The sequence below is a fragment of the Streptomyces cellostaticus genome (assembly GCF_001513965.1).
In the GTDB taxonomy this organism is placed as follows: domain Bacteria; phylum Actinomycetota; class Actinomycetes; order Streptomycetales; family Streptomycetaceae; genus Streptomyces; species Streptomyces cellostaticus.
Window position 1 is genome coordinate 339,796 of sequence record NZ_KQ948017.1, and the last position, 13,143, is coordinate 352,938.

The following is a 13,143-nucleotide window of genomic DNA, read 5'->3' on the forward strand; positions in this document are numbered from 1 at the left end:
CAGAAAGTGCAAGAACAGATCAGTCCGCGATGGTGCGATGGGAGCTGTTCCGCCGTGCGAAGACTCCGACACCGTGTGCCGTGGCCGTCCTGGGTTCCGCTGGGGCTGGCGGCCATCCTGGCCCAGGCCGTGCTCGCCGCCCCGGCACCCGCCGCGGCCGCCGCGCAAGCCGCCGGCGCCGCGCTCGACCCCGCTCACAGCAGCGTCGGCTGGCAGAGCCCGGTCTACGCCAAGGGCACCGGCGGCGGCACCGAGAGCTGCCCCGGCGCCGCCGCCGACCCCGACAACAAGGTCTGCGACCGCTTCGACCTGACCGTCTCGGTGCCGGACGGCTACTGGGACGACAACCCCGAGGGCGGCGTACCCCTGTCGATCAAGTGGGAGAAGCCCTCCGACGACTTCGACCTGTACGTCTACGACGACCACGGCAAGCAGGTGGCCTCCAGCGCCGGCACCGCCGACCCCGAGGCCACGGTGATCCCGCGCGCGTCGGGGACGTACCACGTCCTGGTCGTGCCCTACGACGTGCACGACAACTCCTTCACGGGCACCGCGTACCTGCCCGCGACCACCGACGCCGGCGATCTCACGTCCTTCTCGGGCGGCGACGGCAGCTACACGATCGGGGCGGGCTCGCTCACGGCCCGCGCGGACTTCCTGACGGGAGGTCAACTCCGCCTCCAGGCCGACCCGTCGGGCTCGCTCAGCGATCCGGCGGGTACGGCCATCGTGCGCAGGCAGCCCGCCCTCCAGCGGCACACCTCGTCCTTCGACGCGGGCGACTACTACGGCATCCGCTCCTCCGAGGCCGTGCTGCGTGTGTACAAGAAGCCGCTGCGGTTCGGGCTGTACCGACCCGACAACCGGACCCGGATCTGGCAGGAGGACAAGCCGCTGCGCTGGTCCACCGGCGGGATGCGGCAGAGCCTTGAGCGGGGTGCGGACGAGCAGTTCTTCGGCGGCGGCGAGCAGAACGGCAGCTTCTCGCACCGCGGGCAGACGATGTACGTGGCCAACAGCTTCGACTGGAACGAGGGCGGCTACAACAACTCCCAGCCGTTCTACCTCTCCAGCGCGGGCTACGGCGTCTTCCGCAACACCTTCGCGCCGGGCGTGTACACCTTCGGCTCGCCGGTCACCACCGGCCAGCAGGAACGGCGCCTGGACGCCTACTACTTCCTCGGTGACGCCAAGCACGTCATCGGCGCGTACACGAAGTTGGCGGGCAGGCCCTTCATGCCGCCGGTCTACGGCCTCGAACCCGGCGACTCGGACTGCTATCTGCACAACGCCAACCGGGGCGAGCGGCACACCCTGGACGCGCTGAAGATCGCCGACGGCTACACCGAGAACCAGATGCCGCTCGGCTGGATGCTGGTCAACGACGGCTACGGCTGCGGGTACGAGAACCTGGCACAGACGGCCCAGGGCCTGCAGGACCACCACGCTCAGCTGGGCCTGTGGACCCAGGACGGCATCGAAAAGCTCGCCGACCAGGTCAAGGCCGGCCAGCGGGTGGCCAAGCTGGACGTGGCCTGGGTCGGCAACGGCTACAAGTTCGCGCTGGACGCGTGCGACGCGGCCAAGGCGGGGATCGAGGACAACAGCGACGCGCGCGGGTTCGTGTGGCTGCCCGTGTCCTGGGCGGGTGCCCAGCGCTGCGGAGTCCTGTGGAGCGGCGACCAGAAGCTGTCCTGGGACTACATCCGCTGGCAGATCCCCACGTACGCCGGGGCGACGATGTCCGGCATCGCGTACAACACCGGTGACGTCGGCAGCATCTACCGCCACGACGCCAAGATGTACGCGCGCGACCTGCAGTGGAAGGCGTTCCTGCCGGCCATCATGACCATGGACGGCTGGGCGAGTGACCTCACCACCGGCAAGCCCGCCGACCAGCAGCCGTGGCGGGACGGGGAGCCGTACACCACCATCAACCGCAAGTACCTTCAGCTGAAGGAACGACTGCTGCCGTACATGTACACCCTGTCGGCCGAGGCGGCGAAGACGGGCGTGGGCGCGGTGCGCCCGCTCTGGCTGGAGTACCCGGAGGATGCCGGCACGCTGGGCGCGCAGGCCAAGTACGAGTTCCTGTCCGGCCCCGACTTCCTCGTCGCCCCGGTGTACCAGGACTCCGACACCCGTGACGGCATCTACCTGCCCAAGGGCACCTGGACCGACTACTGGACCGGCCGCACCTACCAGGGCCCCACCACCCTGAACGGCTACCACGCCCCGCTGGACACGCTGCCGCTGTTCGTGCGTGAGGGCGCGATCGTCCCCATGTGGCCCAAGGGCACGACGAGTTGGCAGACCCGCGACCGGCACGAGCTGGACTGGGACGTGTACCCGTCGGCACACGGCACCAGCCGCTACACGCTCTACGAGGACGACGGCGTGACACGCGACTTCGCCAAGGGCGCGGCAGCCACCCAGCGGGTGTCGGTGCATGCCGGTGCCGGGGCGACGACCGTCTCGGTCGGCGCGAGCAACGGCGACTACACGGGCAAGGCGGATGCGCGGTCGTACCGGTTCACGGTGCACGGTGACACCGCGCCCGGCCACGTGTTCCTCGACGGGCGGCAACTGCCGGACTCCGCCTGGTCGTTCGACAGCGACAGCCAGGTGACCACCATCCGCACACCGAGCCTGCCGCTCGGCCGCGGCTTCACCCTTCGCCTCACATGAGGAGCATCGAGTAAAGAACACGTATGGTCTAGTCCAAAGAGCTTTTTGGACTAGACCAACCCATTGACGTGACCGCAACAGCTCCCGGAGGCTGGGGCCCCCTCCCCACCCCACCCCTCTGGAGGCACGCAGTGAGACGTCTTCGCGCATGTCTGGGTGCGGCGGCCGTCGTCGGACTGGCCGCCGCGGGCACGACCGCGCTCGTCGCGGGCAACGCCTCGGGGGCGACCACCGCGCTGGACAACCGGTGGTACGCCGCAGCCCCCTACCTGATGCCGCTGGACAACGACCCGCCGGACCCGGCGGCCATCATGGACGCCACCGGCCTCAAGGCCTTCCAGCTGGCCTTCATCCTCGCGCCCGACGGCGGTGGCTGCTCCCCGACCTGGGGCGGCACGGCACCGGTCTCCTCCGACACGGCCGTCCGGTCGGCCATCGACACCATCCGCGCCAAGGGCGGTGACGTCTCCGTCTCCATCGGCGGGTACGGCGGCACCAAGCTCGGGCAGAGCTGCTCGGACGCGGCCTCCACGGCGGCGGCGTACCAGCAGGTCATCACCAAGTACGGACTGCACGCCATCGACTTCGACCTGGAGGAGCCGGAGTACGAGAACAGCGCAGCGATCAAGAACGAGATCGGCGCCGCGAAGATCCTGCAGCAGAACAACCCGGGCCTGTACGTCTCCGTGACCACGGCCGGTACCGCGGACGGCACCGGCTGGTTCGGCAAGCAGATGCTGCTGGAGGCCAAGTCCCAGGGGTTCACCCCGAACAACTTCTCCATCATGCCGTTCGACGGCGGCTTCAACGGTGCGGCGAGCCAGACCGGCGCGCTGACCAACTTCAACTCGATCCTGCAGTCCACGTTCGGCTGGGACCAGGCGACCGCCTACGCCCACGAGGGCTTCTCCGGCATGAACGGCCGCAGCGACACCGGCGAGTACTTCACCCAGGCCGACTTCCGGACCGTGCTGGACTACGCCACCAGTCACCACATGGACCGGTTCACGTTCTGGTCCCTGAACCGCGACCGCCAGTGCACACCGGCCGACAACGGCGGCCGCACCTCGGGCACCTGCTCCAGCGTGACCCAGAACTCCTGGGACTTCGCCACATACTCGGTGCAGTTCGCCGGGGTCACCCCGCCGACCAACACCCCCACCCCCAGTCCGACACCGACCCCCACGTCCTGCAAGACGGCCTGGAGTCCGACGGCGGTGTACACGTCCGGGAACGAGGTCTCGTACCACCAGCACAACTGGAAGGCCAAGTGGTGGACCCAGAACGAGGTGCCCGGCGCCGCCGAGTGGGGTCCGTGGCAGGACGAGGGCGCCTGCTGAACCTCTTGACGTGTCTGGTTCAGACCTCTAGCTTCACGGGTCACCGATGACCAAGGATGCGTTCAGCGTTCATCATGCTGAACGCATCCTTCTGGCGGAAGGACCCCCCACATGACCCGTCCCCGGCTCCTCGCGGCCGCGACCGCCGCGGGCCTCGCCCTCACCCTCAGCGTCCTCGGCGGCGGCAGCGCCGATGCGGCCGATCCGCATGTCGCGCCCGGCGGCAACTTCGACCTGTCGATCTGGCAGCTCCAGGAGCCCGTCGGCTCGCCCGGCTCCCCGACCACGATCCCCTCGTCCCGGCTCCAGGGCGCGAACGGCTACCAGGACGCCTACTTCTACACCGACACCCGTGACGGCGCGATGACCTTCTGGGCGCCCGAGAAGGGCGTGACCACGCCGAACTCGAACTACGCCCGCTCCGAGCTGCGGGAGATGAACCGGAACGGCAGCCCCGCCGACTGGGCGCTCGGCGGCTCGCACCGGATGAGCGCGACCCTGCGGGTGGTCTCGGTGACCAAGAACGTCTGCGTGGGCCAGATCCACCTGGGCTCCGGCGGCTCGTCCACCAAACCGCTGCTGGAGCTGTACCAGCACGCGAACGGCGACATCGTGCTCGGCACCGAGAACTCGCCGTCCGGCGGCCAGACCCCGCACACCGTGGGCCATGTGCCGGTCGGCAGGACATGGAGCTACACCATCGCCGTCTCCGGCGGGAACACCATCGACCTGACCGTCAACGGCACCACCACCCACTACGCCATCCCGTCGTCGTTCTCGCCGTACAAGCAGTACTTCAAGGCGGGTTCCTACAACCAGTCCTCCTCGGACAGCACCACGAACGGCGCCCGGGTCGCCTTCTACAAGCTCACCGTCTCGCACGGCTGACACGCGGCGCGACCTGCGCGATTGGTGCAACCGGGCGGACGGTCGTAGCGTCGAGGTGCACGCTGTGGGACACGGCACAACGGGTGGGAGCGACCATGCGCGCATCACTGGTGGGAACGGCGGTCACCCTCGCGGCGGGAGCCCTGCTCACCGCGGCCATGACCACGGCCTCGGCCAGCCCGCCGGATGCCACGGCCCCGAAGGCCGATCTCCCGCGGCCGGTGCTGGTCGACTGCCTGTGGCACCGCGACGTCCGCCCGGCCGACTTCATCCTGGCCTGCGGCGACGGCAACAGCCGCCTCCTCGGACTCCACTGGTCGCAGTGGGGTCCGAACGCGGCGACCGCCGTGGGCGTGAACGCGGTCAACGACTGCAAGCCGTACTGCGCGGCGGGCACCTTCCACTCGTACCGGGTGACCGTACGCCTGGACCGTCCGCAGCCGTGGAAGAAGGACCCGGACGTCCAGCACTACACCCGGATGATCCTCACCTACCAGGGCGCCCGGCCGGACGGCTTCCAACAGGTCGTGACCTACCCGCTCTGGGACTGACCGCCCCCGCCCCGCGGCCTGGCCCGTCACTCCGGCGCGCCGCGTGCGGCCCCATGTCGTGGGCCGCGCGGGCGACCCCGCGGCCCTGCTCCCCGGGCCGGTGACCAGGGCACCGTCATCTTTGTGTGGCCCCGCACGCCGGCGCCCCGTGCGCCGTACGAAGAGAGGTCACATGCCCCGACTCCCCCGCCTGGCCCGAGCCGCCACGGCCGCGCTCGCGCTCGGCCTGATCGCGGCGGCGCCCGCCACCGGCCACGAGCCGCTCGTCACGGAATCGCGCATCGTCGCCCACTTCGGCCTGGCCGCCGGGCAGACGCCCGAGAACATCGCACTGGAACGCGACGGCTCCGCCGACCTCACCTTCGCCTTCGCCCGGCAGGTCGCCCATGTCACCGCCGACGGGAAGACCCGCGACGGCAGGGTCCGGATCCTCGCCACCCTGCCGGCCGTGGCGAAGGCGGAGACACCCCTCGTGCACAGCGCCGCCGTCACCGGCATCGTCCGCACCCACGACGGCACGCTGTACGTCAACTACGCGACCGGCACGCACGAGACCGGCATCTGGCGCATCCCCGGCGCCGGCGGCGCGCCGGTGCGGATCGCCGAGCTGCCGTCGAACGGACTGCCCAACGGCCTGGCCCTCGACGAGCACCACGGCATGCTCTACGCCGCCGACTCGGCGCTCGGCACCATCTGGCGCGTCCCGCTGCCGGGCGGCAAGGCCACGGCCTGGGCGCAGGGCACGGAACTCCGGCCGCTCCAGGTGCCGCCCGGCTCCGGCTACGGCGCCAACGGCATCAAGGTGCACCGCGACGCGGTATGGGTGTCCAACTCCGACCGCGGGACGCTGCTGCGCTTCCCGCTCCGCCCGGACGGCTCCGCGGGCCCCGTCGAGACACGGGCCACGGGACTGGCCGGCATCGACGACTTCGCCTTCCCCGGGCAGGGGAGCAGCGTGCTGGCCGCGCTGAACAGCTCCAGCCAGGTCGTGCTGGTGCACCGGGACGGCACCCACACGGTGGTGCTGACCCGGAAGAACGGGCTGTCCAACCCGACCTCGGTGGCCGTACTCGGCCGCACCCTCTACCTGCCCAGCGGCGCTTTCGTCACCCGGAAGGACCCGAACCTGCTCCTCGCCCGCATGCGCTACGTGTTCGGCCGCCTCTAGCCGGATGCCGGCGCAGCTCACCGGGGACCGGCCGGTCGAGGTGGGGCGCGCTCGGCTCTGCCCCCCTCGACCCCCGCCGGCCGAGCGGCCGACTCAGGCGATCTCGACCAGCAGGTCACCGCCCTCCACCTGCTGGATCCGGTTGATGGCCAGCCGGGACACCCGCCCCGCCTTCGGCGCGGTGATCGTGGCCTCCATCTTCATCGCCTCGATGGTGGCCACGGTCGCGCCGGCCGCGACCTCGTCGCCCTCGGCGACCGCGAGCGTCACCACACCGGCGAAAGGCGCCGCCACATGGCCCGGGTTGGCCCGGTCGGCCTTCTCCGTCACCGGCACGTCCGAGGCCGCCGCCCGGTCACGGACCTGGATCGGCCGCAGCTGACCGTTGAGCGAGGACATCACGGTGCGCATACCGCGCTCGTCGGCCTCGCCGACCGCCTGCAGCTCGATCAGCAGCCGGACACCGGGCTCCAGGTCGACCGCGTACTCCTTGGCGGGCCGCAGGCCGTAGAAGAAGGCCTTGCTGTCCAGGACGCTGGTGTCGCCGAACGACTGGCGGTGCGTGTCGAACTCGCGGGTCGGGCCGGGGAACAGCAGCCGGTTGAGCGTCGCCCGGGTGTCCTTCGCGAGCCCGTCGCGGTCCTCTGTGGACAGCTCGGGGGCGGGCTTGGCCTCGCCGCGGCCCTGAAGGGCCTTGGTGCGGAACGGCTCGGGCCAGCCGCCGGGCGGGGTGCCCAGCTCGCCGCGCAGGAAGCCGATGACCGAGTCCGGGATGTCGAACCGGTCGGGGGTGGCCTCGAAGTCCGCCGGGGAGACTCCGGCGCCGACCAGGTGCAGGGCGAGATCACCGACCACCTTGGACGAGGGGGTCACCTTCACCAGGCGGCCCAGGATGCGGTCGGCGGCGGCGTACATCGCCTCGATGTCCTCGAAACGGTCACCGAGGCCGAGGGCGACGGCCTGGGTGCGCAGGTTGGACAGCTGACCGCCGGGGATCTCGTGGTGGTAGACACGCCCGGTCGGGGAGGCGAGGCCCGCCTCGAACGGGGCGTAGATCCTGCGGACGCCCTCCCAGTACGGCTCCAGGTCGCCGACCGCCTGGAGGTCGAGTCCGGTGGGCCGCTCGGAGTGGTCGGTCGCGGCGACCAGCGCCGACAGCGACGGCTGCGAGGTCGTACCGGCCATGGAGGCCACCGCGCCGTCCACCGCGTCGGCGCCCGCCTGGATCGCGGCGAGGTAGGTGGCGAGCTGGCCGCCCGCCGTGTCGTGCGTGTGCAGATGCACCGGCAGGTCGAACTCGCGGCGCAGCGCGGAGACGAGCTTGGCGGCGGCCGGGGCGCGCAGCAGTCCGGCCATGTCCTTGACGGCGAGGACGTGGGCGCCGGCCTCGACGATCTGCTCGGCGAGGCGCAGGTAGTAGTCGAGGGTGTAGAGCCGCTCGGCCGGGTCGTTGAGGTCGGCGGTGTAGCAGAGGGCGACCTCGGCGATCGCGGTGCCGGTCTCGCGTACGGCGTCGATGGCGGGCCGCATCTGGCCGACGTCGTTCAGGGCGTCGAAGACACGGAAGATGTCGATGCCGGTGGCGGCGGCCTCCTGCACGAAGGCGTCGGTGACCTCGGTCGGGTACGGGGTGTAGCCGACGGTGTTGCGGCCGCGCAGCAGCATCTGGAGGCAGATGTTGGGTACGGCCTCGCGCAGGGCGGCCAGCCGCTCCCACGGGTCCTCGGCGAGGAAGCGCAGGGCGACGTCGTACGTCGCGCCGCCCCAGCACTCCAGGGACAGCAGCTCGGGCAGGGTGCGGGCGACGACCGGGGCGACGGCGAGCAGGTCCTTGGTGCGGACCCGGGTGGCGAGCAGCGACTGGTGCGCGTCGCGGAACGTGGTGTCGGTGACGCCGATGGTCGGAGACTCGCGCAGGTGCCGGGCGAAGCCCTCGGGGCCGAGGTCGACCAGCCGCTGCCGCGAGCCGGCCGGGGGCTCGCCGGCCGCGAGCAGCGGCAGCTTGGTGACCGGGTCGAGCAGGTCGGGGCGCTCGCCGTGCGGCTTGTTGACGGTGACGTCGGCGAGGTAGGTGAGCAGCTTGGTGCCGCGGTCGGCGGAGTGGCGGGCGGTGAGCAGGTGCGGGCGCTGCTCGATGAAGGAGGTGGTGACCCGCCCCGCCTGGAAGTCGGGGTCGTCCAGGACGGCCTGGAGGAAGGGGATGTTGGTGGCCACACCCCTGATGCGGAACTCGGCGACGGCACGCCGGGCGCGCCCGATGGCGGCCTTGAAGTCCCGTCCCCGGCAGGTGAGCTTGACCAGCATCGAGTCGAAGTGCGCGCTGATCTCCGTACCCGCGTGGGTGGTGCCGCCGTCGAGCCGGATGCCGGAGCCGCCCGGCGAGCGGTAGGCGCTGATCCGGCCGGTGTCCGGGCGGAAGCCGTTGGCCGGGTCCTCGGTGGTGATACGGCACTGAAGAGCGGCACCGCGCAGGGTGACCGTCTCCTGGGACAGTCCGAGGTCGGCGAGGCTCTCGCCGGAGGCGATGCGCAGCTGGGCCTGGACCAGGTCGACGTCGGTGACCTCCTCGGTCACCGTGTGCTCGACCTGGATGCGCGGGTTCATCTCGATGAAGACGTGGTTGCCGTCCCGGTCGAGGAGGAACTCGACGGTGCCCGCGTTGCGGTAGCCGATCTCGCGGGCGAAGCGCACCGCGTCGTCGCAGATACGGTCCCTGAGCTCCGGGTCGAGGTTGGGTGCGGGCGCCAGCTCGATGACCTTCTGGTGGCGGCGCTGCACCGAGCAGTCCCGCTCGAAGAGGTGGATCACGTTGCCCTCGCCGTCGGCGAGGATCTGCACCTCGATGTGGCGCGGGTCCACGACGGCCTTCTCCAGGAAGACGGTCGGGTCGCCGAACGCGGACGCGGCCTCGCGGGAGGCCGCCTCGATGGACTCGCGCAGCTGGGCGGGGTCCTCCACGCGGCGCATGCCGCGCCCGCCGCCGCCCGCGACCGCCTTCACGAACACCGGGAAGCCGATCTCCTCGGCGGCACGGACGAGTTCGTCGACGTCGTTGGAGGGCGCGGAAGAGCCCAGCACGGGCACGCCCGCCGCCCGGGCCGCGGCGACCGCGCGGGCCTTGTTGCCGGTCAGCTCCAGCGTCTGCGCGCCCGGGCCGACGAAGGTGATGCCCGCCTCCTCGCAGGCGCGGGCGAGTTCGGGGTTCTCGGACAGGAAGCCGTAGCCGGGGTAGACGGCGTCGGCGCCCGCCCGGCGTGCGGCGCCCACGATCTCCTCGACGGAGAGATAGGCCCGCACGGGATGCCCCGGTTCCCCGATCTCGTACGCCTCGTCGGCCTTCAGCCGGTGCAGCGAGTTACGGTCCTCGTGCGGGAACACGGCGACCGTGCGCGCACCGAGTTCATAGCCCGCCCGGAACGCGCGAATCGCGATCTCTCCACGGTTGGCGACCAGCACCTTGCGGAACATCCTGGATTCCCTTCAGCTGCCTGGCGGCGACGAACACCATGGTGTCAGCCATGCCCTGCCGTACGTCGCGGCAACATTAGGGGGTGCCCGCCCGGGTCGAAGTGCGAAAAGCGTCACATTGACGTGGTGCGGACATGCCAGGGGCCGGGCTGCCGGGCAGGGCACCGGAGGGGCTGGGGCTCTCGGTGCGTACGGGTGCGGGTACGGATTCCGGCCGCGGTGGTGCGGGCTCGGGGTGCCGCGGCGCGCGCAGGGACCGTACGAAGGACCTCAGCCGCTCCCTGCGGCCGTGCAGGAGTCCCAGCACGACCGCCGTGCCCACGGCGATCAGGTGCTCCCGGCCGGCGAGGTTCGGGACGGCGATCGATTCCCACACCATCGAGCCGCCGGTCAGGGTGAACACCACGGGCGCGCGCCGGACGACGGCGAGATAGGTGAACAGACCCACGACCGCCGCGGACGGTCCGGTGTCCAGCACCTTGCCGCACTCGGGCGGCAGTCCTAACCCCCACCAGCCGGGGCCGAGCGCGATCATCACGCGTGCGGTGAGGGTGCCGGCCAGGGTGGTGATGTAGGCGATCGCCAGCGTCCGGCGCCGGCCGAGGGCCAGTTCGGCGAGCGCGAAGGCGAGGAACAGCTGAGTGATGCCCGCCCACACCGGCAGGTCGAGCGCCGGGACGTACAGCGACACCGGGGTGCGCAGCAGGGAGAGCCACAGCGGCACGTCGGCCTTGACGCCGCCGAGCCTCGTCACCCACAGCGCTCCGGTCGGGTGCTGGGCGAGGTCGTGGAAGAAGATGACGCCGAACGCGGCGACGAACGCCAGCACCAGCCCGGACAGTCCGCGTCGCGCGAGCCGGCGTATCGGGTCGACGACGATGGCGTACCACTCCGCCCGCAGCGTGCGCCCGGTGAACCGGGCGAGACGGGCGAGCACGGAGCGGATCCACCCCTTGCGGTCGTCACTGCTCCGGTCGGCCCTCATGAGACACGGCAGCCCATCGCCTCCGGGTCCCCCGCCACCTGCATCGCCCCCTTGGCCCCGCTACCGGCGTTCCGGCCGCGCGAGGAATTTTATGGTCTTCCACCCGTTTTCAGCCACTATCGCGCAAATGTACGATTCCGCCCGGGTCGGTCCGTCCTGGGCAGAGCTCTCAGTTCAGCGAGCCGGGGGCCGGTCGTCAAGATCCCCGCAACCTGCGGCGCCGTGAGAAGAAACCGGTGCACGGAAGGCAACCCGGGCAGCTTCGGAACCGTCCCCCAACGGGGGTGTCTGTCCGTACACTCCCGAGGCGCCCGGTTCACGGCCAACGCGCAGGTACGACGGTCCACTCCATGGAACAACACCGGAACCTCTCAAATGCGATCACCAACTCTCGTATAGTGACGGCCGGTTCACCCTCGAAGCGTCATCCCGTGCACCCGCCCCTGCTCGCCCTTTCTGCCGCGAGGACCAGACCGGACCGATGACCGCGCCCACGCACCCCGGCGACCGACCTTCCTTCCGTACGTTCGTTTCCGCCCTCGCCGTGACCGGTGTGCTGTCGGCGCTCGTGGTCCTCGCGGCCGTCTTGGCCGCGCCGGACTCCGTGCGCGCTCCGCTCGCCTGGGGCGCGGGCACGGCCGCGGTCGTGCTCTGCGCGGCCGCGGCCACGGCGGCGCACGCCCTGGGCTGCGCGCGCGCCACCCGCCGCAGACTGGAGAGCGTCACCCGGGACATCGGCCGGCTTCTGCAGCAGCAGGCCCGCACGGCGGAGGAGACGCGTCAGGAGCAGCAGCGGCTCATCGACGAACTGGCCGAGCAGCAGAAGGAGTTCACGGCCGAACGGACACGGCTCGCCCAGGAGGGCGCACGGGAACTCGACCGGCTGCGCAGCGAACACACGCAGCTGGCCGAGGAGTTGAACCGGGTCCGGCGCGAGCGGGCCGCGGCGCTCTCCGCGATGTCGAACGCCGCCGCCCGTCTGCAGGCCCTCGCCACGGCCACCCTCGCCGATCTGCGGGACATGGAGGACCGGCACGGCGACGAGGACGTCCTCGCCGACCTCCTTCACCTGGACCATCGCACGGCCCAGGCCGGGCGGCTCGCCGACTCCGTCGCCGTACTGACCGGGGCGCGTTCGGGCCGCCGGTGGGCACGGCCCATCGGGATGGAGTCCGTCCTGCGCGGCGCGATGGGCCGGATCTCCGGCTACCGGCGGGTGCGGGTGCACTCCGTGAGCGAGGCCGCCGTCGCCGGACACGCGGCCGAGGGGGTGATGCACGCGCTCGCCGAACTCCTCGACAACGCGGCGAACTTCTCGCCCCCGACGGCCGAGGTCCACGTGTATGTGGAGGAGGTACCGGCCGGTGTCATCGTGTCCGTGGAGGACAGCGGTCTGGTGATGGGGGACGTGCAGCTGCGCCGCGCCGAGCGGGCGGTGTCCGGTGACGTCTTCGAGCTGGGCGGTCTGACCGGCACCCGGCTCGGGCTCGCCGTGGTGGGGCGACTGGCCCGCAAGCACGGTCTGAAGGTGTCCTTCCGGCCGTCGGCGCGCGGTGGCACGGGCGTGCTGATGCTCATCCCGCAGGACATCCTCACCAGCCCCGCAGCAGCGTGGCCGACGGCAGCGGGCGCGCATCCCGATGCCGGGAAGCCCGCCGAGCCGGCGGTCACGGACCCCGCTCCGGTCCACGAGTTCCCCGCGCCTGCGCAGGGCGAGGGTCCGGCCGGGCTGCCGCGGCGACGCCGGGGCCGTACGCTCGCCGAGGCCGAACGGCCCCGGCCCGCGCCCCCCGCCGACGACGCCACGACCCCCGCCGCCCGCTTCAGCACCTTCCGCCAGGCCGTCCGCCCCACCAACCCGGACGCCCACGACTCAACCGCCTCCCCCCAGGCCAACGCGCCGCACACCGCCCCCGACGACCCTCCGCGGCCCACAACACCGCACAGCCACCCGGCGGACACCCCACAAGCCACCACACCGGACAACCGCCCGGCCCCAACTCCCCACGACACCACACCACACCACCACCCGACCGACAGCCCACAAGCCACCAC

At 71.5% G+C, this 13,143-nt stretch carries 7 protein-coding genes and 1 pseudogene; 6 read left to right on the forward strand and 2 right to left on the reverse strand.

Translation table 11 applies throughout. The features are described 5' to 3' along the window. Nucleotides 1-525: 525 nt before the first annotated feature. From AQI88_RS08675 to AQI88_RS08695, 5 genes and pseudogenes are all read left to right on the forward strand, one after another. A pseudogene (locus AQI88_RS08675) lies at nt 526-2,682 on the forward strand (glycoside hydrolase family 31 protein); the annotation flags it as partial. 137 nt (nt 2,683-2,819) lie between these two features. Then, nucleotides 2,820-4,028, forward strand: a complete 1,209-nt coding sequence (locus tag AQI88_RS08680) for a chitinase (RefSeq protein ID WP_066994505.1) — start codon at nt 2,820-2,822, stop codon at nt 4,026-4,028. 111 nt (nt 4,029-4,139) lie between these two features. Next, nucleotides 4,140-4,916, forward strand: a complete 777-nt coding sequence (locus tag AQI88_RS08685; protein ID WP_066994508.1) for a polysaccharide lyase family 7 protein — start codon at nt 4,140-4,142, stop codon at nt 4,914-4,916. Nucleotides 4,917-5,011: 95 nt separating this feature from the next. Next, nucleotides 5,012-5,467: a hypothetical protein gene (locus AQI88_RS08690; protein ID WP_066994512.1), complete on the forward strand. Its 456-nt coding sequence runs from the start codon at nt 5,012-5,014 to the stop codon at nt 5,465-5,467. Between the two features lie 172 nt (nt 5,468-5,639). Next, nucleotides 5,640-6,635, forward strand: a complete 996-nt coding sequence (locus tag AQI88_RS08695; RefSeq protein WP_066994515.1) for an SMP-30/gluconolactonase/LRE family protein — start codon at nt 5,640-5,642, stop codon at nt 6,633-6,635. Between the two features lie 93 nt (nt 6,636-6,728). On the opposite strand, the gene AQI88_RS08700 is transcribed toward AQI88_RS08695, so the two are convergent. Together AQI88_RS08700 and AQI88_RS08705 are read right to left on the reverse strand one after the other, a co-directional pair. Next, nucleotides 6,729-10,103 carry a pyruvate carboxylase gene (locus tag AQI88_RS08700; RefSeq protein ID WP_066994517.1) on the reverse strand — a complete coding sequence of 1,125 codons (3,375 nt, stop codon included), beginning with the start codon at nt 10,101-10,103 and terminating at the stop codon, nt 6,729-6,731. A 76-nt stretch (nt 10,104-10,179) separates the two neighbouring features. Beyond that, nucleotides 10,180-11,088 carry a hypothetical protein gene (locus tag AQI88_RS08705; protein WP_066994520.1) on the reverse strand — a complete coding sequence of 303 codons (909 nt, stop codon included), beginning with the start codon at nt 11,086-11,088 and terminating at the stop codon, nt 10,180-10,182. A 481-nt stretch (nt 11,089-11,569) separates the two neighbouring features. On the opposite strand from AQI88_RS08705, the gene AQI88_RS08710 reads away from it, so the two are divergent. Beyond that, the coding region (locus tag AQI88_RS08710) for an ATP-binding protein (RefSeq protein WP_244184092.1) at nt 11,570-13,143 on the forward strand (1,574 nt) is incomplete at its 3' end.